Below are 20481 nucleotides of genomic sequence, written 5' to 3'. Positions count from 1 at the left end.
GCTACGAGTTCGTCGCGAGCGTCAACTCCATCAGCTTGATCGCCTGCTCGCACGCGTCGATCCCCGGCGCCTGCGGATTCACCCACCAGCCGACCACGCCGGCGGCGTCGCTGGCCACCCCGCACGAGCCGTTCGGGTCCCCAGGGCGCATCACGATCGACGGCACGCCCACGATGGTCTTGTTCTCGATCTGATACTTCAGGAACTCGGCGACCTTGCGCTCGTTGTCCAGGCTGCCCTGCTCGAACCAGAACCGGGTGATGTCGATCAGCCCGGCCGGGTTGGCCGCCTGCCAGCGGCAGATCGCGCCGACGAAGGTGCTCTGGATGTCCAGCGGGTCCGCCCCCACCGTCTTGGCCAAGATGTCGGTGGTCAGCACCTCGCACTCCTTGAGCAGGTTGGGGTACTGCCGTTCGGAGTTGTTGTTGCGCTGAGTGTCGCCGGCGCCCGCCTTGACTGCGGTGCCGCCCACCTCGCGGGAACAGCCTGTCAAGCCGATCAACACCGTCAGCACGCAGGCGGCACTGGCAAAAATCCGGCGGCTCATTTGGCGTTCGCAATCGACTGGCGGGTCAGCTCTTTGGCGACGTCGCAGGGATCCGGGAACGGCTTCTGGGCGAAACTCACCGACCACTCGATGAAGTCGTCCTTGAACTGGATGCCGATCTCACACAGGTTGTCGCCCATCGTCGGGGCGGTGCCGATCGCGATGAAGCCGCTGTGGCCGTCGATGTTGATGTCCTCCACCGACGTCCGCGACACCTCCTCGGTCTTGCGTTCACGCCCGATCGGGCTGCCGCGGTACCAGGAGAAGGAGAAGTGCGGGCCCATGATCCCGCCGCGCGCCAGCCACTGGCAGCCCACCGAGTTCTGCGCGGTGTTGACCAGGCCGGACACCCGGGTCAGGTTGGTGACGGTCTCGTCGCTGATGCCCCCGCACTGCGGGAACGACGGCCCGTGACTGCCCTGGTCGGACTTGGTCGCCGAGGCCTCGCCGGACTGAGCTTCGGTCGAACCGGAGTCGGAACATCCGGCGACCATCGGAATCACGGTAGCGACCGCCAGGGCCGGGACCGTCAGTTTGAGCCGCACACGATGCACTGTAGCGGCACCACCGCCGGGCAACCACGACACACCGGGTGACCAGTTGGTTTGTGTCGCCCCGGCACTGTCACCACCGCATGCGGCCCGTACGGATGTGCGACAGTAACCCCATGCTCCTGGCGCTGCTGCGCTGCTACATCAGGCCGTACCGGTGGCCGGTCGCGGCGGTGATGACCCTGCAGCTGATCAGCACCCTGGCCTCCTTGTACCTGCCGACCGTCAACGCCTCGATCATCGACGACGGCGTCATCCGCGGCGACACCGCCGTCATCACCCGGCTGGGCGGAGTGATGCTGATCGTCACCGTCCTGCAGGTGCTGTGCGCGGTCGCTGCGGTCTACTACGGCGCGCGCACCGGAACCGGGTTCGGCCGCGACCTGCGCCGGGCGGTGTTCAGCCGGGTGATCGGGTTCTCCGAGCGGGAGACCACCCGGTTCGGCACGCCGACGCTGCTGACCCGCACCACCAACGACGTCCGCCAGATCCAGCTGGTGGTGCAGCTGGGCGCCACCGTGCTGGTCGCCGCGCCGATCATGAGCATCGGCGGGCTGCTGATGGCGCTGCGCCAGGACGTCGGGCTGTCCTGGCTGCTGGCGGTCGCCGTTCCGGTGCTGGCGGGGGCCAACTACGCGATCGTGGTGCGGATGCTGCCGCTGTTCCGCCGCATGCAGATGCTGATCGACAACATCAACCGGGTACTGCGCGATCAGCTCACCGGCATCCGGGTCATCCGTGCGTTCGCCCGCGAAGCGAAAGAGCGCGACCGGTTCGCTCGCGCCAACCTGGCGCTGGCGGACACCTCGATGACCGTCGGCAACCTGCAGGCGCTGATGCTGCCGGCGACCACGCTGACCATCAACGCCTCCAGCGTCGCGCTGATCTGGTTCGGCGGGCTGCGCATCGATGCCGGGCAGATGCAGGTCGGCTCGCTGATCGCGTTCCTGTCCTATTTCATGCAGATCCTTATGGCGGTGTTGATGGCCACCATGGTCGTGGCGATCCTGCCGCGCGCCTCGGTGTGTGCCGAGCGGATCACCGAGGTGCTGTCCACCGAGCCGACGCTGAGATCGCCGGTGCAGCCGGTGATACCTGCCGCCATCGCGGGCGAAGTCCGACTGGCCGGGGTCGGCTTCGCGTACCCCGGCGCCGACCGGGCGGTGTTGCACGACGTGTCGCTGACGGCGCGGCCCGGCACCACCACCGCGGTGGTCGGCTCCACCGGGTCGGGAAAATCCACCCTGGTGTCGCTGATCTGCCGGCTGCGCGACGTAACCGACGGTGCGGTGCTCATCGACGGCGTCGACGTGCGCGACCGCGACCCCGAAGAGCTGTGGTCGGGTATCGGGCTGGTGCCGCAGCGCGGCTACCTGTTCTCCGGGACCGTCGCCGACAACCTGCGCTACGGCGCCCCAGCCGGCGCCCAGGTCGGCGACGAACAGATGTGGGAGGCGTTGCGGGTGGCCGCCGCCGACGATTTCGTGGCCGCGCACCCCGAAGGATTGGCGATGCCGGTGGCCCAGGGCGGGATCAACTTGTCCGGCGGGCAGCGGCAGCGACTGGCGATCGCCCGGGCGGTGATCCGGCGACCGTCGATCTATCTGTTCGACGACGCGTTCTCCGCGCTGGACACCCGCACCGACGCTGCCGTGCGCGCCGCACTGCGCGAGGTGGCCGAGCAGGCGACGGTGATCGTTGTGGCGCAGCGGATCTCGACAGTGGTGCAGGCCGATCAGGTGATCGTGATCGACGACGGGCGGGTGGTCGGCACGGGAACCCACCAGCAATTGCTGACCGAGTGCCCCACCTACGCCGAGTTCGCCGAATCCCAGTCGGTGATGGCCGGTGAGCTGCCGTGAGCGCGCCGGTGACGGATCCCGCCGCGCGGGCCGCTGATTTCTCGGCCACCGCGATGCGTCTGGTGCGGCGGCTGGGCCCGCAGCGCCGGTGGATCGCCGCGGTGATCGCGCTGTCGCTGGGCGGCATTGCGATCGGGGTGGCCGGCCCGCGCATCCTCGGCCACGCCACCGACCTGGTGTTCAACGGAGTGATCGGCCGCGGACTGCCATCGGGCATGAGCAAGCAGCAGGCCGTCGAGGCCGCCCGCGCTGCCGGCCGGGGCACCTACGCCGACATGCTGTCGGGAATGGACGTGCTGCCTGGCGCCGGCGTCGACTTCGGCGCGGTCGCGCGCACCCTGGCCCTGGCGATGGTCCTGTATCTGGTTGCGGCGCTGATGGTCTGGATCCAGGCGCGGCTGCTCAACGTGATCCTGCAGCGCACCCTGCGGACGCTGCGCCGCGATGTCGAGGACAAGATGCATCGGCTGCCGCTGCGCTACTTCGATACTCAGCGCCGCGGTGAGCTGCTGAGCCGGGTCACCAACGACGTCGACAACACCGCGACGTCGGTGTCAATGACGGTCAGCCAACTGTTCAGCTCGGTGCTGACCGTGGTGGTGGTGCTGGCGATGATGCTGTCGATCTCGCCGCTGCTGGCGGCGATCACGCTGCTCGGCGTGCCGGTGTCGCTGCTGGCGGTGCGGGCGATCACCCGGCGCTCGCAGCGGCTGTTCGCCGCACAGTGGGCGGCCACCGGGCGGCTCAACGCCCACCTGGAGGAGACCTACAGCGGCTTCACCCTGGTCCGCACGTTCGGCCACCGGGACTGGGCGCAGCAGCGTTTCGACGACTGCAATGACGAGCTGTACCGGGCCGGATTCGGCGCTCAGTTCCTGTCCGGGCTGGTGGCCCCGGCGACCGGGCTGGTCGCCAACCTGGGCTATGTCGCGGTCGCGGTGATCGGCGGCTTCCAGGTGGCCACCGGGCAGATCACTCTCGGCAGCATCCAGGCGTTCATCGCCTACGTGCGGCAGTTCAACCAGCCGCTGGGCAACCTCGCGGGCATGTACAACACCCTGCAATCCGGGGCGGCCAGCGCCGAGCGGGTGTTCGCTTTCCTCGACGAGCCCGAGGAGGCGCCGTCTGCGGTAAAGCCGCTGTCGCTCAACGGCTCCGGGCCGCGCGGCCGGGTGGAGTTCCGCGACGTGGCCTTCGGCTACCGGCCCGGGGTCCCGGTGATCGAAGACCTGTCGCTGACCGTCGAGCCGGGCAGCACGGTGGCGATCGTCGGGCCGACCGGGGCGGGCAAGACGACCCTGGTCAACCTGCTGATGCGGTTCTACGACGTGGACCGTGGCCAGATCCTGATCGACGGCGTCGACATCACCACGGTCGACCGCTCGGCACTGCGGTCCTCGATCGGCATGGTGCTGCAGGACACTTGGCTGTTCACCGGGACGATCGCCGACAACATCCGCTACGGACGCCCCGACGCCGGTGAAGATGAAGTGCTGCAGGCCGCCCGCGCCGCGCACGTCGACCGCTTCGCCGAGGCGCTGCCGAACGGTTACGCCACCCGGGTCAGCGACGACGCGGCCGGGATCAGCGCCGGAGAGAAACAGCTGATCACCATCGCCCGGGCGTTCCTGGCCCGCCCGCAACTGCTCATCCTCGATGAGGCGACCAGTTCAGTGGACACCCGCACTGAACTGTTGATCCAGCGGGCGACGCGCGAACTACGCCGGGACCGCACCAGTTTCATCATCGCCCACCGGCTTTCGACGATCCGCGACGCGGATGTGATCCTGGTGATGCAGGCCGGCCGGATCGTGGAACAGGGCACCCACACCGAGCTGCTGGCCCGCCGCGGGGCGTACTGGGCGATGGCCGAGGGCAGCTGAATTCGGCCCGCGTCACCCATTGCTGACCGCTGGTCATCGGCGTAGATTCGACCGCGAAGCAGGCCCGGACATGACCGAACCGAAGAGCTGGTCCAGTGGGTGGAAGCCAGCCGCGCAGGAAGTGTGAGCCGCCCCCCACGTCAGCCGGGCCTGCCCAACTATGTCGAGTCTCCGTTGTGCCGGACGCGGAAGACGCTCACCTCGCCCTTGATGCCTTTGAGGTGCCGCGCCCCAGCGAACGACCAGCGGAATGTGTCGTCGTCCGCCAGCGCAGCCTGCACCGGCCCGGCGACGAGCACCGAACCGGGACGCGCCACCCCGGTCACTCGGCTGGCCAAGTTCACCGGGCTGCCGAACCAGTCTCCGCCCCGGCTCACCGCCTGCCCCGCCGCGATACCGGCTCGCAGCCGCGGCAGATCGGCGTCGGCCTCGGCGGCCTCGTTCAGCCTCAGCACCGCATCCACCATCGGCGCCGGTTCCGGGCAGACGAACATCACCGCGTCGCCGATGGTTTTGATGAATCGCACCGGCGGAACGGCGATCTCACGGCCCAGCACCGCCAACCGCTCGGCCAGCTGAACCAGCTCCTCGGGCGGCACCATCTCCCCGAGCCGGGTGAACCCGACCAGGTCAGCGAAGGCCACGGTGATCTGCCGCGCCCCTGGCAGCGGTGCGCCCGCCATGCGCTCGCTGGCGGTCACGGCATCGATGTCGAGCTGATGGCGCAGCTGCAGCATCAGCATGTCCTGGACGAAGGGGCCCAGCATCGGCGACAGCTCCGCCACCAGATCCCGCGACCGCTGCGCGATCTGCAGCTCGGTGACGCCCGGCTCGCCGATCGCCGACAACACCGTGAAGCGCATGAAATCAGCGGTGTGCGCCAGCCCGTCGGCCAGCACCCGGGCGGTTTGCAGGGCATGCTCGGCGTCAATACCGGCCTCGACAAAGCGGCGCGCATGCACGGCGATGCTGGCGTCGGCACGCATCAGCACCGGGGCGTCGGGATCATCGACCCAGGGCAGCCCGACCGCCCGCTGCAGCCGCTGCAACTGCTCGAGGTCCACCCCGGTCGACTCGCAGATCTCGCGGGCCGACACATACCTGCCGTCATCGCCGACCAGCCGGCGTGACGCCAACAGCATCGGTGAGACGTTCCCGCGAATCTCGTCAGTGGTGATGCCCTGTCCCAGCAGCCATTCGATCAATTCGGCGCGTTCGGCGCGCGCACGGCCGTCCAGCCCGTCGAGCAATTCGTCGATCTTGGGATCAGCCACGCAGCAAACGTATCGCCCGGCAGACTGTCGGGGTGGCTGAAGTCTTCGATGCGCTGACCGCCGAGCAACTCCGAGCCCGCGGGACGATCAAATGGAACCACTTCGACCCCGACGTCTTGCCGCTGTGGATCGCCGAGATGGATTTCCCCACCGCTCCGGCGGTGCTCGACGGCGTGCGTGCCTGCGTGGCCGCCGAGGAGTTCGGCTACCCGACGTTTGGTTCTGATGCGCTGCCGGTGGCGGCGGCGCGCTGGTGCCAACAGCGCTACGGCTGGGCGGCTCAGGCGGAGTGGGTGCGGGTGGTGCCCGATGTGCTCAAAGGGATGGAGGTGGTCATCGGGTTTCTCACCCGCCCGGAGAGCCCGGTGGTGCTGCCGGTTCCGGCCTACATGCCGTTCTTCGATCTGCTGCAGGTCACCGGCCGGCAGCGGGTGGAAATCCTCATGACACAAGACGATTCCGGACGCTATCTGATCGACCTGGATGCGTTGGATGCCGCGTTCGCCGCGGGTGCGGGATCACTGATCCTGTGCAACCCGAACAATCCGCTGGGCACCGCGTTCACCGCTGAGGAGCTGCGCGCGATCATCGATGTCGCCGCCCGCCACGGCGCGCGGGTGATCGCCGACGAAATCCACGCCCCGCTGGTCTATGACCGTCGGCACGTCGCGGCCGCCTCGGTGTCCGAGGCCGCCGCCGACACCGTGATCACGCTGATGTCGGCGTCCAAGGGCTGGAACCTGCCGGGTCTGATGTGCGCGCAGGTGATGCTGTCCAACCAGCGTGACGCCGACGCCTGGGACAAGATCAACATGATGCACACCATGGGTGCGGCCACCGTCGGCATCCGCGCCAACATTGCCGCCTACACCGGCGGCGGCGCCTGGCTGGACCGCCTGCTGGTCTACCTGCGGGGCAACCGTGATCACCTGAGCCGGGTATTGCCCGAGGCGGTGCCGGGTGTGCGGGTCGGCCATCCGCAGGCCACCTACCTGGCGTGGGTGGACTTCCGAGCGCTGGAGCTGCCGGCCGAACCGGCCGATCATCTGCTGGCCCATGCGCGGGTGGCGCTGAGCCCTGGAATCCCGTTCGGCGGTGGCCGGGGCTTTGCGCGGCTGAACTTCGGCACCACCCGGGCGATCTTGGATCGGGCGATCGAGGCGATGGCCTTGACGCTGCGCTGAACCGCTACCGTGGCGGAATGTCCTGCGTATTCTGCGCTGTGGTCGCCGGTGAAGCCCCGGCGGAGCGGGTCTTCGAAGACGACGACTACCTGGCGTTCCTCGACATCCGGCCGTTCACCCGCGGCCATACCCTGGTGATTCCCAAGCGGCACACCGTGGATCTGACCGATACCCCGGCGGAGACGTTGGCCGGCATGCTCGCGGTCGGCCAGCGGATCGCCCGAGCGTCGCGGGCCTCCGGATTGCATGCCGACGGCAACAACCTGGCGATCAACGACGGGCGGGCCGCCTTTCAGAGCGTGTTCCACATTCATCTGCATGTGGTGCCGCGCCGCAGCGGCGACAAGCTGTCGTTCGCCAAGGGCATGCTGCTGCGCCGCGACCCGGACCGGGCGAAGACCGGGCAGATCTTGCGGGCGGCACTGGCGGATGCCGACACCGCGCCGTCAGACTGAAGCCATGGACATTGCCAGCTGGGTCGAACAACGGGTCGGCGCGCGACTGCTGCGTCTGCACGACAAGCTGTACCAAAGCACCAGCGGGCGCATCGGCCACCGGTTTCCTGGTGTCCCGCCCAGCCTGCTGCTGCACACCGTCGGCGCCAAGACCGGTCAGCCCCGCACGTCGACCCTGTCCTACGCCCGTGACGGCGACACCTACCTGATCGTCGCGTCGATGGGTGGCGCTCCGCGCTCCCCGGGCTGGTACCACAACCTCAAGGCGCGCCCGGATGTCGAGATCAACGTCGGACCACAACGCCTGCGGGCCACCGCGCGGCCGGTACTTCCCGACGATCCGGACTATGCCCGGCTGTGGCGGATCGTCAACGCCAACAACGCCAACCGCTACGAGGCCTACCAGCGGCGCACTTCCCGGCCGATCCCGGTCGTGGTGCTCACGCCCGAATCGTCCACCTAACTGGCCGTCTTTCTTCCTTCGGAAAACACTTATCCGTTGTTAAGTGGTTGCTTCGGTAGTACTTTGACTTGACCAGGCTTCCTGTGTGTCGCCTGCCGAGCAGGGTTCGCCCTCGATCCAGACAAGGTGGGGCGATGAGCCGACGACGAAATCCGCAGCCGACGCGCCGGCGCACGGCACGCGCCGCGTTCGGGGCCGTTGTGGCCGCCGGAACCATCGGCGGGGCATTCGGGCTGAGTCCGCTCGCCCCCGCGCCACCGGCGCATGCCGACGCAGAGCTGGACTGGCTGGTCGAACTCTTCGCCCCGGCCGCGGGCCTGGCCGCCGGCTCGGATCCGCTCGACGCCCCCGACCTGTTCGGCCTGGACTTCTACACCGTCCTGCACGACCAGGTTCAGTCCTGGATCACCAGCCCGCTGGGCATTCAGATCGACAACACCATCAACCAGTTCGCCGGTGCGTATCTGATCGGCAACGGGATCGACGGGACCGTGGACAACCCCCACGGCGGCGCGGGCGGCCTGTGGTTCGGCGACGGCGGCGACGGATATGACCAGACGCTGGCCGGGGTCGCCGGCGGCAACGGCGGTGCGGCCGGGATGTTCGGTGACGGCGGGGCCGGCGGCGACGGCGGCGCCGGTGCCGCAGGAGGCATCGGCGGGGCCGGCGGGTCGTTCATGGGCAACGGCGGCGCCGGCGGGGCCGGCGGCGAGGGTGTGCTCGGCGGAGCCGGGGCGACCGGCGGGGCCGGCGGCGACGCGCTGGCCTGGTTCTTCGGCAGTGGCGGAGCCGGCGGTGCCGGCGGTGCCGGAGGAGCCGGGGCCGCCGTGGGCGCCAGCGGCGGAACTGGTGGTGCCGGCGGCGCCGGCGGCGCAAGCTTGACAGCGCAATTCGGAAATGGCGGCCAGGGCGGGACGGGCGGCATCGGCGGGACCGGCGGAGTGGGCCGCGCCGGATCCGACGGTACCGCCGCCACCATCGCCGGTGGTGCCGGCGACCGCGGAGACGACGGTGGCATCGGCGGCACCGGCGGCACCGGCGGCGTCGGCGGAGCGGGAGGCGCGTCCGCCCACGGCGCCGCGGGCCTGCAGGGCGTCGGCGGTGCCGGCGGGACCGGCGGCACCGGAGGCGATCCGGGTGACGGCGGACGGGGCGGCGACGGCGATGCCGCCCATCCCGACGGTGGAGCGGGCGGCAACGGCGGCAATGCCGGGGCCGGCGGCGCAGGCGGCGCCGGCGGGGCGGGCTCGACCGCCGGGGCCACCGGGGCGACCGGAGCGGCGCCCACCGGCGCGGCCGGCAACGGCGGTGACGGCGGCAACGGTTACAACGCGACCGTCGCGGGCGCCACCGGCGGCAAGGGCGGCGACGGCGGAACCGGCGGCGCCCACGGCAACGGCGGCAACGGCGGTGACGGCGGCAACGGAGCGACCGGCAAGAACGGCGTCGCCGGCAGCAACGGCGGCAATGCCGGTGACGGCGGCAACGGCGGGGCCGGCGGCGCGGGCGGCAACTCCCTCGGCGACGGCACCGGCGGCAAGGGCGGCGACGGCGGTGCGGCCGGCGATGGCGGCCGCGGCCTGGACCAATCCCAGCTTCCCCCGAGCGCCACCTTGCCCGGCAGCGGCGGCAACGGCGGGCAGGGCGGAGCCGGTGGTGCGGGCGGCAGCAGCGCCACCGCGCACAGCGCGGGCACCGGTAACGGCGGCGCCGGCGGTAAGGGCGGGGCCGGCGGCAACGGCGGCGGCAACGGCATCGCCACCCTGGACGTGGCCAACAGCGTCCAATACGGCAGTGGCGGCGACGGCGGGGCCGGTGGCGCCGGCGGCAACGGCGGCCTCGGTGATCACGGCGCCGCAGGCCCTAACCGCGGCTTCGACGGCGGCAACGGCGGCGCCGGTGGCCAGGGCGGGGCGGCCGGATCGGCCTACCAGGGCAACGCCGCCCAAGGCGAGCACGGCCGCTTCGGCACCAACGGCAATGGCGGCGACGGCGGCAACGGCGGCACCGGCGGCACCGGCGGCGGTGGCGGCACCGGCGGCACCGGGGCCGGCAGTGCCGGGGGTGCCGGCGGCAACGGCGGCAGCGGCGGAACGGCCGGAGACGGCGGCGCCCCCGGCAGCGGCAACTACGCACAGCCCGGCATCAACAAGGCGCCCGTCGGGATCGGCGGTAACGGCGGCACCGGTGGTGCCGCGGGAGCGGGCGGTTCCGGTGGCGCCGGCGCTGCCGGGTTCAACGGCGGCACCGGCGGAAACGGCGGTGTGGGCGGTAACGGCGCCCACGGCGGCAACGCGACCGGCAGCTTCTACTCGCAGGGCTCCAGCGGCGGCAACGGTGGATCGGGCGGCGCCGGCGGCAACGCCGGTGCCGGCGGGGCAGGCGGTTCGGGTGCGCAAGCCGGCGCCGGCGGCAATGCCGGTGCGGGCGGCCACGGCGGTGACGGCGGCGACGGTGGCACCGCGACGCTGGCCGGGACGAATGTGCACGGCGGGGCGGCCGGCGATGGCGGCGACGGCGGGGCCGCGGGTCATATCGCCGCAGGCGGCGCCGGGGCCCGCGGCGGCGACGGCGGCGACGGCGGAGTGGGTGGCCACGGCGGAACGGTCGGCAGCACCGGCGCCAACGGCGCCGGGGGTGCCGGCGGCACCGGTTCGGGAGGGGCCGGCACTGGTGCCACCGGCGGCCCGGAAGGTCCGGTCAACGCGTCCATTCCGCTGTATCTGGAAAGCGGCGGGATCAGCCCCATCGTCTACATCTCGATCAACGACGGTCCACCGGTAGCGGTCCAGATCGACACCGGTTCGACCGGGTTGACCATGCTGGGCAACAGCTCGGGCCTCGGCGACTCGGTCTTCTCCGGTAGCGCAAGCTACGCCGGCCTGAACGGACAGAGTTACAGCTACCACACCTACGACACCACGGTGGGCTTCTGCGACAAGGCAGGTGTATGCCCCGACGGTCTGACCACCGATCCCACCGCGGTCAATATCGTCGACCCGGCATCGAACGCTCTCATGACGAGCTACTTCAACCAGTACGGCATCCAGGGCGTCCTCGGAATCGGGCCGAACAACGGCTTCACCGGAACGTCGACGATCATCTCGGCGCTGCCCGGCGCCCTCAACCAAGGTGTGCTCATCGATGAAGCCCGCGGCGAGGTGGTGTTCGGCCCCAACACCCTGACCCCGGAGATCTCCGTGCCCGGCTCCCCCTTCGCCGACACCATGGTGTCGATCAACGGTGGCGCTCCGGTGGCGGTATCCACCTCGATCGACTCCGGCGGCATGTTGGGCAGCGTTCCGCAGTGGCTGTTCCCCAGCGCAGGGATCGGTACGCAGGTACCGGTCGGCACAGAGATCTCGGTGTACTCCGCCGACGGCCAGACGCTGCTGTACTCCTTCACCACCACCGCGACCAACAGCCCATACGTCTGGTCGAGCACGTCGATGAACTCCGGGTACTGGCCGTTCGCGGACAACCCGATCTACATCGACTACCGTCCCAGCGGTTTCGGGTCGACGGTCTTCAGCGGTTAGAACAGCTCCTTGGCGAGCAGTTCCAGGGTGTGCTCGCGTCCGGGGGCGGTGGCAGGGTCGGTGCCGCGGCGGGCCGAGGCCACCGGATTGACCATCACTTCGTCGACGTCGAAGTGTTCGGCCAGCGCCTTGAGCTGGTCGGCGGCTTCGGCGGGCGCGCCGACGACCGCGCGCCGCAGCCCGCCGTCGACGATGCGCTGTTCGGCATCCGAGACCTGTCCCAGGTGGGCGTCCTCGACCAGGTCGACGGCCCCCAGCGGTCGCCCGGTCCGCAGCCGGGCCATCATCTGCAGGTTCGGCAGCATCAGCGCCGTTGCCTCCTCGCGGGTTTCGGCGACCGCGGCGTTGACCGTCAGAAACGTGGTCGGTTCGGGACACAATGCGCTCGGCACGAAATCCGCCCGGTAGGTGGCCAACGCCTCCTCGGTGCCGTGCCCGGAGAAGTGATGCGCGAACACGTACGGCAGGCCCTTGGCCGCGGCCAGCCGCGCCGAATACATGCTCGAACCCAGCAGCCACAGCCGCGGCTCGCTGGCAGCGGCCGGGGTGGCCTTGAGCAGGTAGTCGCCGTCGCGCAGCTGCACCTGCACGCCGCGGCTGCTCATCATCGCCCGCACATGGTCGAGATAGTCGGGGAACTTCGCGATCTCTTCCTCGTTGTGACCGCCGCGCAGCATGAACGAGGTGACCGGGTCCGAGCCGGGCGCCCGGCCGATACCCAGGTCGATGCGGCCCGGCGCGGCGGCTTCCAGCAGCGCGAACTGCTCGGCCACGGCCAGCGGAGCGTGATTGGGCAGCATCACCCCGCCGGATCCGAGGCGCAGCCGCGCGGTCTGGGCGGCCAGGTAGGCGATCAGCACCGGCGGGCTGGTGGCCCCGACCGACGGCATGTTGTGGTGCTCGGCCAGCCAGTAGCGGGTGAAACCGAGCCGGTCGGCGGTCTGGGCCAGCCGCACCGTGGCGGCCAGCGCGTCGGCGGTGGACTGGTCGGTACGGACGGGGACGAGATCGAGGACGGAAAGACGCACGTTGCTAGTCAACGTCGCGCCTCAGCCGGATAGTCCCGCCAGCGCCGCCGCGTCGGCGAAGACGTCGTCGAGCATCGCCGGGGTCAGCCGGCCGGTGAACATGTTCTGCTGGCTGGGGTGATAGCAGCCGATCAGCCGCAGGCCGGGCCCGAGTTCGGCGACCGCCCGGTGTCCGAACTTCGATTTGGGTTTGGGCACCCGCTCGGCCGCCAGCCGCAGTGCGACCTGCCAGGCGAAGCCGCCGAGTGCGACCATCACCCGCACGTGCGGGGAAACCAGCCGCCACTCGGCGTCGAGCCAGGGCGCGCAGGTGTTGCGCTCGGCCGTGGTCGGGGCGTTGGCCGGTGGTGCGCAGCGCACCGGGGCGATGATCCGGACCGTGTCGGTGTCCAAGCCGTCGGCGGCGTCGACACTGATCGGCTGATTGACCAGGCCGGCGCGGTGCAACGCGGCATACAACTGGTCACCGGAGCGGTCACCGGTGAACATCCGCCCGGTCCGGTTCGCGCCGTTGGCCGCCGGCGCCAACCCGACGATCACGATCCGCGGCGTGGGCGACCCCCATCCCGGTACCGGACGGCCCCAATAGGGTTGGTCGGCAAAGGATTTCCGCTTGGTGACGGCGACCTCTTCGCGCCAGCTGACCAGCCGCGGGCAGGCCCGGCACACGCTGATCAGCGCGTCCAGTTCGGGGATCGACGCGGTTTGGTCGGCCAGCTGCACCACGTGCGCGGCGTCGTCGGCTTGCGGGGTCTTGTGCGTCGCCGGGTCCCCCGGCCAGCCGGTACCGGGGGGCACCGGGGAGCCGAACGGCCGGCCGGTGCGCGGATGCGGATGCATCGCTCTACTGTGCACGCCGCCGCGAACGGCTGCTACTCGACGTGGCTCTTGCCGCCGTTGCGTTCCTGCCACAAGCGGTAGACGTCGATCGCGCCGTCGCGGGGCTCGTGTCGCATGGGCAGCCGCCGCTGGTCCCACGGCTTGGCGAACTCGTCGTAGAAGGTGTTGAGCTCGAAGTACTTTCGGTCGTCGACGTAATACGGTTCGTACTCCTCGCGGGTGGCCACGAACACGACCTCGTCCGGCGAGCAGTAATACAGCGCACCCAGGCACATCGGACAGGGTGAGGCCAGCACATAGATGGTGGCCCCGGTCAGGTGCTCGGTTCCCAGCTTCGTGCACGCCTGCCGGATGGCGAGGATCTCCGCATGGGCGGTGGGGTCGTTGGTCTGGGCGACCAGGTTCGGGCTTTCAGCCAGAATCGCGCCGTCCTTGACGATGACGGTGGCGAATGGCCGGCCGCCCTCCTCGACGTTGCCGCGCGCGAGATCAATGGTGCGTTGCGCGAAGTCCATGGAATCCACCCTGCACGAACATGGCCACAGCGTCGAATGGCTGCTTCGCTGACGACTGCGACGCTGTGCAGAACTGTCCCCGGCCACCGGCGAACCCGCAGCTAGGATCACTGCGTGACCGCCGACGCCCTGGCCCAGTTGATCGCCGACCTGCCCGACGGCATGGTCGTCACCGATCCGACGATCACCGCGGGCTACCGGCAGGACAACGCCCTGGACCCCTTGGCGGGCCAACCCCTGGCGGTGGTGCGCCCGCTGCGCACCGAAGACGTGCAGACCGTCATGCGCTGGGCGAGCACGCACCGGGTGCCGGTGGTGACGCGCGGCGCGGGCACCGGGCTGTCCGGCGGCGCCACCGCGGTCGACGGCGGCATCGTGTTGTGCACCGAGAAGATGCGCGAGATCACCGTGGACCCGGTCACCCGCACCGCGGTGTGCCAGCCCGGCCTGCTCAACGCCGAGGTGAAAAAGGCCGTCGCCGCCCACGGCCTGTGGTACCCGCCGGACCCGTCGTCGTTCGAGATCTGCAGCATCGGCGGCAACATCGCCACCAACGCCGGCGGGCTGTGCTGCGTCAAGTACGGCGTCACCACTGACTACGTGCTGGGCCTCCAGGTGGTGTTGGCCGACGGCACCGCGGTGCGCCTGGGCGGCCCGCGCCTCAAAGACGTCGCCGGGCTGTCGCTGACCAAACTGTTCGTCGGCAGCGAGGGCACCCTCGGGGTGATCACCGAGGTGACCTTGCGGCTGCTGCCGGCCCAACCCAAGTCCGCGGTGGTGGTGGCCACCTTCGACTCGGTGGCCGCCGCGGCCGAGGCAGTGCTCGACGTCTCCGGGCGGCTGCGCCCGTCGATGCTGGAGTTCATGGATGCCGCGGCGATCAACGCCGTCGAGGACCAGCTTCGGATGGGGCTTGATCGTGACGCCGCCGCCATGCTGGTGGCGGCCTCCGATGAGCGGGGCCACGCCGGTGCGGAGGACATCGAGCTGATCGCCCGGGTGTGCACCGAGCACGGCGCCAAGGACGTGTTCTCCACCGACGACCCCATCGAGGCCGAAGGTTTCGTCGCGGCCCGGCGGTTCTGCATCCCGGCTGTCGAGGCCAAGGGGCCGCTATTGCTCGAGGACGTCGGGGTGCCGCTGCCGCGGCTGGGCGAGCTGATCACCGGCATTGAGAAGATCGCCGCCGAACACCGGTTGATGATCGCGGTGATCGCGCACGCCGGCGACGGCAACACCCACCCGCTGATCGTGCACGACCCGAACGATCCCGACGAGGTCCACCGCGCCGAGACCGCATACGGCGAGATCATGGATCTGGCAATCGCTTTGGGCGGGACCATCACCGGCGAGCACGGGGTCGGGCGGCTGAAGCGGCCGTGGCTGGCCCAGCAGCTGGGCCCTGACGCGATGGCGCTGAACCAGCGGGTCAAGGCGGCGCTGGACCCGCTGAACATTCTCAATCCGGGCTCGGGGATCTGACCCCTCCCGATCCGGAATCTGGCGACGCCGCCCCGGTGCGCCGCGTCGTGAATTTCCGTCTCGGGGATTGACAGACGATCATCCATGTCGTATCCATGAGACATGACGACTGCTTTGTCTCATCCGAAGTTCGAGCTGTGCAACGCTGACACCTGGCCGAACCCCTGGCCGATGTATGCCGCGCTGCGCGATCACGACCCGGTCCACCACGTGGTCCCGACCGACAAGCCCGACCACGACTACTACGTGCTGTCCCGGCATGCCGACATCTGGACGGCCGCCGCCGACCACGAGACCTTCTCCTCCGCGCAGGGGCTGACGATCAACTACGGCGAGCTGGAGATGATCGGCCTGGCCGACAACCCGCCGATGGTGATGCAGGATCCGCCGGTGCACACTGAGTTCCGCAAGCTGGTGGCCCGTGGCTTCATGCCGCGGCAGGTCGAGCTGCTGGAGCCGAAGGTTCGCGAGTTCGTCGTCGAGCGCCTCGACCGGCTGCAGGCCGACGGCGGTGGGGACATCGTCGTCGACCTGTTCAAGCCGTTGCCGTCAATGGTCGTCGCGCACTACCTGGGGGTACCCGAGCAGGACCGCGCCCAGTTCGACCGGTGGACCGACGCGATCGTCGCGGCCACCACCAGCGAAGATGGAGTCGCCTCGGCCGGGGACGCGATCGGCGAGATGATGGGCTACTTCACCGCGCTCATCGAACGCCGGCGATCCGAACCCGAAGACGACACCGTTTCGCATCTGGTGGCGGCCGGCATGGGCGCCGACGGCGACATCAAGGGGCTGCTGGCGGTGCTAGCGTTCACCTTCACCATGGTCACCGGCGGAAACGACACCACGACCGGGATGCTCGGCGGCTCAGTGCAATTGCTGCAACACCACCGCGACCAGCGCCAGCTGCTGGTAGACCGGCCCGAGCTGATCCGCGATGCCGTCGAGGAGCTACTGCGGTTGACCTCACCCGTGCAAGGTCTGGCCCGCACCACCACCCGGGATGTGACCATCGGCGACACCACCATTCCGGCCGGCCGCAAGGCGCTGCTGCTCTACGGCTCGGCCAATCGCGACGAGCGCCAGTTCGGGCCCAACGCCGGCGAACTCGACGTGCTGCGCAAGCCACACCAGATCCTCACCTTCAGCTACGGCGCACACCACTGCATCGGCAACCAGGCCGCCCGCATGCAGGCCCGGGTGGCGCTGGAGGAGCTGCTCGCCCGCTGCCCGGACTATGCGATAGACGAGGCCGGGATCCGCTGGGCCGGTGGCGGTTACGTGCGCCGGCCGATGTCGATTCCGTTCACCGCCGCCTCATGATGGCCGGGCGGTCCTGGTTGTCGGATCAGCGCGGCGAGCTGGCCGCCGAGAAGATCCTCGACGCGGCCGAGACCCTGTTCGCCCAGCACGACCCCGGCTCGGTCGGCATGAATGAAATCGCCCGCGCCGCAGGGTGTTCGCGCGCCACGCTGTACCGCTACTTCGAGAGCCGCGACGCGCTCTACGGCGCCTACGTACACCGCTGGGCCAACACGCTGTATCAGGAGCTGACCCAGCGGCTGGCCGGTATCGACGATCCGGCCGGGCGGCTGGTCACCGGGATCACCGAGTCGTTGGCGCTGGTGCGGGCCAACCCGGCGCTGGCGTCGTGGTTCGCCGAGACCGGGCCGCCGATCGGTGCCGCGATGGCCGAGCGCTCCGAGGTCATCACCGCGATGGTCACGACATTCCTGTCCGCGCTGGGGACCGACGACAGCGACACCCAGCAGCGCGCCCGCTGGGTGGTGCGGGTGATGACGTCGCTGCTGAGCTTTCCGGGCCGCGACGCCGACGACGAGCGGGCGATGCTGATGCAGTTCGTGGTTCCGGTCGTTGTGGCGCCGGATCGGCTCAGGACCTGACCCGGGTGAACCGGTGCAGCAGCCAGGACACCGGAATGGTGACCGCCATCGTGAGCACGAACAGGTTGAGCATCGACCCGGTATAGACCGGGGCTCGTAGCACCTCCACCATCACCACCTCCATCAGCACCAGGTGGACCAGGAAGATCTCATAGGAGATCTCCCCCAGCCACACCATCGGCCTGCTGGCGAGCAAGCGGGCGTACCAACCCTGGTTGCCCAGCGCCAGCGGCGCCACCGCCAGGGTGGCGATCGCAGCGTAGAAGACCGCCTTGACCAGCGCCTCGGAAAGTTTGGTCGGCGACGTGGTGGGTTCCCCGGCGATCGGAGTGGCCGCAACGAGATAACTGATGAGCGCCAACGGAATCGCCACGAAGCCGTAGCAACGCACACCCATCGCCTGCAGCACCGCCAGGGCCATGCCCCCGACGAACCAGATCAGGTAGGTCGGCGGCCAGATTCGGGCACCGCCGGGCAACAGATCGGGAAGGTGCGCGAGGGTCAGCCAGATCGGGCTGATCGCCGCCAGTACCGTCAACCCGGCCAGCAGGCGCACCGGCCGCCACTGTCGCCGACACAGCCACACCAGCGTGAGGTAGACCAGCGCCGGCAGCGCCACATAGAAGGCGACCTCCACCGCGAGGCTCCACATCTGGGTCAGCCCCTGATGCAGATAACCACCGTAGGGGTAGGTGCCGTCATAGATCTGGGTCAACGTGAGGTTGCGCAACAACCCGATCCAGCTGTGGCCGGGATTCGGTCCGGCGGTGCGGTAGTGGTAGATCAGGTAGGCCAGCAGCACGGTGACGACGTAGGCGGGCATGATGCGCCGCACCCGGTGCCAGGCGTAGCGGCGCACCGAGGGGGCGGGACGATCGAATGCGGTGGCGCGCACCCAGGGCCGGAACAACAGGAAACCGGAGAGCACGAAGAAGATCGGCACCCCGATCTCCATCCGGGAACCCAGCAGTCCGGCGTAGCCGTGGGTGTACTTGCCGGTGGTGTAGGCCGCGTGCGTGCCGACAACCAGAATCGCGGCCACCGCGCGCACACCGGTCAGTGAGGCGACCCGATCGACGTGACCGACCTGCTCCAGCCCGCCTTGGGCGACCTCCTCCTGCGGCAGCGTCATCCCATCCGTTTCCGGTGCGTCCCGCCCTCCCCGCGACGCTCGGGCTTACCGGACGGCCGGTCACGCTGCAAGTTGATCAGCTGGCCCTGAATGCGGGTCTGCTCAAGCGCTTTGAACGTCTTGCCCGGCAGCTTGGCCGGCAGTTCCACCAGCGAGTGGTCCACCTTGATGGTGATGTTGCCGAAGTCGCTGCGCCGCAAGCCACCCTCGTTGGCCAGCGCGCCGACGATCGCGCCCGGGTTGACCCGGTGGCGTTTGCCGACCGCGACCCGGTAGGTGGCGAATCCCTCTTTGGGGCCCGCCCGTTTCCGGTCGTCCCGACTGCCGTCGCGATCCGGCTTGGCGCGTTCGCGTCGCTTGTCCGGGGGCGGTTCCACCATCAGGAACGCCTCACCGTCGCGGGACTGCAGCGCCAGGGCCGCGGCGATGTCGGCCATCGGCACGTTGTGTTCGCGGCTGTAGTCCTCGACCAGGCGCCGGAACAACTCGATGCCCGACGCGCCGAGGTGATTGGTGATCGCGTCGGCGAATTTGGCCACCCGCTGCGCATTGACGTCGTCGACGCTGGGCAGCTCGGACTCGATCAGCTTCTGCCGGGTCACCTTCTCGATCAGTTTGAGCAGGTGCCGTTCCCGCGGACTGACGAACAGCAGCGCGGTCCCCGAGCGCCCGGCCCGCCCGGTGCGCCCGATCCGGTGCACGTAGGCCTCGGGGTCGTTGGGAATGTCGTAGTTGACCACGTGGGAAATGCGCTCCACGTCCAGGCCGCGGGCGGCGACATCGGTGGCGACCAGGATGTCGAGGTTGCCGCTCTTGAGCGCGGCGATGGTCCGCTCGCGTTGCGCCTGAGCGATATCACCATTGATCGCCGCGGCGGAAAAGCCTCGGGCGCGCAGCTTTTCGGCGACCTCTTCGGTGGCCTGCTTGGTGCGGACGAACACGATCATCGCCTCGAAAGGCTCGACCTCGAGCACCCGGGTCAAGGCGTCCATCTTGCGCGGGCCGGCGACCTCGATATAGCGCTGGGTGATGTTCTCCGCCGTGGCGGTCTTGGCCTTGACGGTGACTTCGACCGGATCGTGCAGGTATTTGGTGGTGATTCGGCGGATCGCCGGCGGCATGGTGGCCGAGAACAACGCCACCTGCTTGTACTCCGGGGTGTCGGCCAGGATGCGCTCGACATCCTCGGCGAATCCCATCTGCAGCATCTCGTCGGCCTCGTCGAGCACCAGGTAGTCCAGGTGTGACAGGTCCAGGCTGCCGCGTTCCAGGTGGTCGATGACCCGGCCCGGGGTGCCGACCACCACTTGGGCACCGCGTCGCAGCCCTGACAGCTGCACGGTGTAGGAGGCGCCACCGTAGATCGGCAGCACGTTGACCCGCGGCAGGTGCGCGCCGTAGCGCCCGAATGCCTCGGCGACCTGCAAGGCCAGCTCCCGGGTGGGGGCCAGCACCAACGCCTGGGTGGCCTTACTGGCGGTGTCGATGCGCGACAGGATCGGAATGGCGAACGCCGCCGTTTTGCCGGTGCCGGTCTGGGCCAGGCCGACCACATCGGAGCCGGCCAGCAACGCCGGGATGGTGGCGGCCTGAATCGCCGAGGGCGTCTCGTAGCCGACGTCGGCGACGGCCTGCAATACCGACGGGTGGATCTGCAGGTCAGCAAAGGTCGCGGCAGGTGGGTGGGAATCGGACCCGGGAGGGGTATCAAGCGAGGTCATGGCGCTTAGCAGTCTACGGGCAACAACGCCTGCCGATCGCCACAGCGGTTCGTGCCTTGCCCGATGCTCGGCCGCGCCTCCCGGAGTTAACCCCGGCACGA

Annotated in this window: 17 protein-coding genes; 9 read left to right on the top strand and 8 right to left on the bottom strand. The window is 69.7% G+C overall.

Going from position 1 to position 20481, the window contains the following annotated elements; translation table 11 throughout:
* Position 1: 1 nt before the first annotated feature.
* Together AC5Y31_RS14140 and AC5Y31_RS14135 are read right to left on the bottom strand one after the other, a co-directional pair.
* Positions 2 to 547, bottom strand: coding sequence for a DUF3558 domain-containing protein (locus tag AC5Y31_RS14140; RefSeq protein WP_499981024.1), 546 nt, complete (start codon positions 545 to 547; stop codon positions 2 to 4).
* The gene (locus AC5Y31_RS14135; RefSeq protein ID WP_065022683.1) at positions 544 to 1041 is read right to left on the bottom strand and encodes a DUF3558 domain-containing protein; all 498 of its coding nucleotides are present in this window, start codon (positions 1039 to 1041) and stop codon (positions 544 to 546) included. The genes AC5Y31_RS14140 and AC5Y31_RS14135 overlap by 4 nt, the downstream gene beginning before the upstream one ends.
* Positions 1042 to 1214: 173 nt before the next feature.
* Here AC5Y31_RS14135 and AC5Y31_RS14130 point away from each other — a divergent pair, with 173 nt between their 5' ends.
* Both AC5Y31_RS14130 and AC5Y31_RS14125 read left to right on the top strand, forming a co-directional pair.
* Positions 1215 to 2960 (top strand): ABC transporter ATP-binding protein, encoded by a 1746-nt coding sequence (locus tag AC5Y31_RS14130; RefSeq protein ID WP_499981023.1) that lies wholly within the window; start codon positions 1215 to 1217, stop codon positions 2958 to 2960.
* Between the two features lie 53 nt (positions 2961 to 3013).
* Complete coding sequence (locus tag AC5Y31_RS14125; protein ID WP_499981083.1) at positions 3014 to 4843, top strand: ABC transporter ATP-binding protein; 1830 nt, start codon at positions 3014 to 3016, stop codon at positions 4841 to 4843.
* Positions 4844 to 5001: 158 nt separating this feature from the next.
* On the opposite strand, the gene AC5Y31_RS14120 is transcribed toward AC5Y31_RS14125, so the two are convergent.
* The gene (locus AC5Y31_RS14120; RefSeq protein ID WP_499981021.1) at positions 5002 to 6117 is read right to left on the bottom strand and encodes an adenylate/guanylate cyclase domain-containing protein; all 1116 of its coding nucleotides are present in this window, start codon (positions 6115 to 6117) and stop codon (positions 5002 to 5004) included.
* A 32-nt stretch (positions 6118 to 6149) separates the two neighbouring features.
* Between AC5Y31_RS14120 and AC5Y31_RS14115 the strand changes: the two genes are divergently transcribed.
* The 4 genes from AC5Y31_RS14115 to AC5Y31_RS14100 all read left to right on the top strand — a co-directional run bounded on the left by AC5Y31_RS14115 (position 6150) and on the right by AC5Y31_RS14100 (position 11758).
* Positions 6150 to 7301: a MalY/PatB family protein gene (locus AC5Y31_RS14115; RefSeq protein ID WP_499981020.1), complete on the top strand. Its 1152-nt coding sequence runs from the start codon at positions 6150 to 6152 to the stop codon at positions 7299 to 7301.
* A 17-nt stretch (positions 7302 to 7318) separates the two neighbouring features.
* Positions 7319 to 7756 (top strand): HIT family protein, encoded by a 438-nt coding sequence (locus AC5Y31_RS14110; RefSeq protein ID WP_301631015.1) that lies wholly within the window; start codon positions 7319 to 7321, stop codon positions 7754 to 7756.
* Positions 7757 to 7760: 4 nt separating this feature from the next.
* A complete protein-coding gene (locus AC5Y31_RS14105) occupies positions 7761 to 8219 on the top strand; it encodes a nitroreductase family deazaflavin-dependent oxidoreductase (protein WP_499981018.1) in 459 nt (152 codons plus the stop codon).
* A gap of 134 nt (positions 8220 to 8353) precedes the next feature.
* Positions 8354 to 11758, top strand: coding sequence for a PecA family PE domain-processing aspartic protease (locus AC5Y31_RS14100; RefSeq protein WP_499981017.1), 3405 nt, complete (start codon positions 8354 to 8356; stop codon positions 11756 to 11758).
* On the opposite strand, the gene AC5Y31_RS14095 is transcribed toward AC5Y31_RS14100, so the two are convergent.
* Genes AC5Y31_RS14095 through AC5Y31_RS14085 form a run of 3 tightly spaced genes read right to left on the bottom strand, consistent with a single transcriptional unit; the run spans position 11755 to position 14141 of the window.
* A complete protein-coding gene (locus tag AC5Y31_RS14095; RefSeq protein ID WP_499981015.1) occupies positions 11755 to 12786 on the bottom strand; it encodes an LLM class flavin-dependent oxidoreductase in 1032 nt (343 codons plus the stop codon). The two genes, AC5Y31_RS14100 and AC5Y31_RS14095, sit on opposite strands and share 4 nt — an antisense overlap.
* Positions 12787 to 12807: 21 nt before the next feature.
* Complete coding sequence (locus AC5Y31_RS14090) at positions 12808 to 13626, bottom strand: uracil-DNA glycosylase (protein ID WP_499981014.1); 819 nt, start codon at positions 13624 to 13626, stop codon at positions 12808 to 12810.
* 32 nt (positions 13627 to 13658) lie between these two features.
* Complete coding sequence (locus AC5Y31_RS14085) at positions 13659 to 14141, bottom strand: nucleoside deaminase (RefSeq protein WP_499981013.1); 483 nt, start codon at positions 14139 to 14141, stop codon at positions 13659 to 13661.
* Between the two features lie 114 nt (positions 14142 to 14255).
* Between AC5Y31_RS14085 and AC5Y31_RS14080 the strand changes: the two genes are divergently transcribed.
* From AC5Y31_RS14080 to AC5Y31_RS14070, 3 genes are all read left to right on the top strand, one after another.
* On the top strand, positions 14256 to 15623 hold the full coding sequence (locus AC5Y31_RS14080; RefSeq protein WP_301631021.1) for an FAD-linked oxidase C-terminal domain-containing protein: 1368 nt from the start codon (positions 14256 to 14258) through the stop codon (positions 15621 to 15623).
* Between the two features lie 102 nt (positions 15624 to 15725).
* The gene (locus AC5Y31_RS14075; protein ID WP_499981011.1) at positions 15726 to 16946 is read left to right on the top strand and encodes a cytochrome P450; all 1221 of its coding nucleotides are present in this window, start codon (positions 15726 to 15728) and stop codon (positions 16944 to 16946) included.
* Positions 16946 to 17527, top strand: coding sequence for a TetR/AcrR family transcriptional regulator (locus AC5Y31_RS14070; RefSeq protein ID WP_065022682.1), 582 nt, complete (start codon positions 16946 to 16948; stop codon positions 17525 to 17527). The genes AC5Y31_RS14075 and AC5Y31_RS14070 overlap by 1 nt, the downstream gene beginning before the upstream one ends.
* Here AC5Y31_RS14070 and AC5Y31_RS14065 read toward each other — a convergent pair.
* Together AC5Y31_RS14065 and AC5Y31_RS14060 are read right to left on the bottom strand one after the other, a co-directional pair.
* A complete protein-coding gene (locus AC5Y31_RS14065) occupies positions 17517 to 18659 on the bottom strand; it encodes an acyltransferase family protein (RefSeq protein ID WP_499981010.1) in 1143 nt (380 codons plus the stop codon). The genes AC5Y31_RS14070 and AC5Y31_RS14065 overlap by 11 nt on opposite strands.
* Positions 18656 to 20380: a DEAD/DEAH box helicase gene (locus tag AC5Y31_RS14060; protein ID WP_499981008.1), complete on the bottom strand. Its 1725-nt coding sequence runs from the start codon at positions 20378 to 20380 to the stop codon at positions 18656 to 18658. Before AC5Y31_RS14060 ends, AC5Y31_RS14065 begins: the two co-directional genes overlap by 4 nt.
* Positions 20381 to 20481 lie beyond the last annotated feature (101 nt).

The sequence above is a fragment of the Mycobacterium sp. NGS18 genome, from assembly GCF_059813185.1.
The sequence above is the reverse complement of the archived record's forward strand: the minus strand, read 5'-3'. Positions and strand labels throughout refer to the sequence as shown.

Excerpts from the sequence above, each read along its gene's own strand:
- AC5Y31_RS14130 (WP_499981023.1), top strand. The coding sequence starts at position 1,215 with ATGCTCCTGGCGCTGCTGCGCTGCTACATCAGGCCGTACCGGTGGCCG.
- AC5Y31_RS14125 (WP_499981083.1), top strand. The coding sequence starts at position 3,014 with ATGCGTCTGGTGCGGCGGCTGGGCCCGCAGCGCCGGTGGATCGCCGCG.
- AC5Y31_RS14110 (WP_301631015.1), top strand. The coding sequence starts at position 7,319 with ATGTCCTGCGTATTCTGCGCTGTGGTCGCCGGTGAAGCCCCGGCGGAG.
- AC5Y31_RS14090 (WP_499981014.1), bottom strand. The coding sequence starts at position 13,626 with ATGCATCCGCATCCGCGCACCGGCCGGCCGTTCGGCTCCCCGGTGCCC.
- AC5Y31_RS14060 (WP_499981008.1), bottom strand. The coding sequence starts at position 20,380 with ATGACCTCGCTTGATACCCCTCCCGGGTCCGATTCCCACCCACCTGCC.
- AC5Y31_RS14100 (WP_499981017.1), top strand. The coding sequence starts at position 8,354 with ATGAGCCGACGACGAAATCCGCAGCCGACGCGCCGGCGCACGGCACGC.
- AC5Y31_RS14105 (WP_499981018.1), top strand. The coding sequence starts at position 7,761 with ATGGACATTGCCAGCTGGGTCGAACAACGGGTCGGCGCGCGACTGCTG.
- AC5Y31_RS14135 (WP_065022683.1), bottom strand. The coding sequence starts at position 1,041 with ATGGTCGCCGGATGTTCCGACTCCGGTTCGACCGAAGCTCAGTCCGGC.
- AC5Y31_RS14075 (WP_499981011.1), top strand. The coding sequence starts at position 15,726 with ATGACGACTGCTTTGTCTCATCCGAAGTTCGAGCTGTGCAACGCTGAC.
- AC5Y31_RS14085 (WP_499981013.1), bottom strand. The coding sequence starts at position 14,141 with ATGGACTTCGCGCAACGCACCATTGATCTCGCGCGCGGCAACGTCGAG.
- AC5Y31_RS14140 (WP_499981024.1), bottom strand. The coding sequence starts at position 547 with ATGAGCCGCCGGATTTTTGCCAGTGCCGCCTGCGTGCTGACGGTGTTG.
- AC5Y31_RS14065 (WP_499981010.1), bottom strand. The coding sequence starts at position 18,659 with ATGACGCTGCCGCAGGAGGAGGTCGCCCAAGGCGGGCTGGAGCAGGTC.
- AC5Y31_RS14070 (WP_065022682.1), top strand. The coding sequence starts at position 16,946 with ATGGCCGGGCGGTCCTGGTTGTCGGATCAGCGCGGCGAGCTGGCCGCC.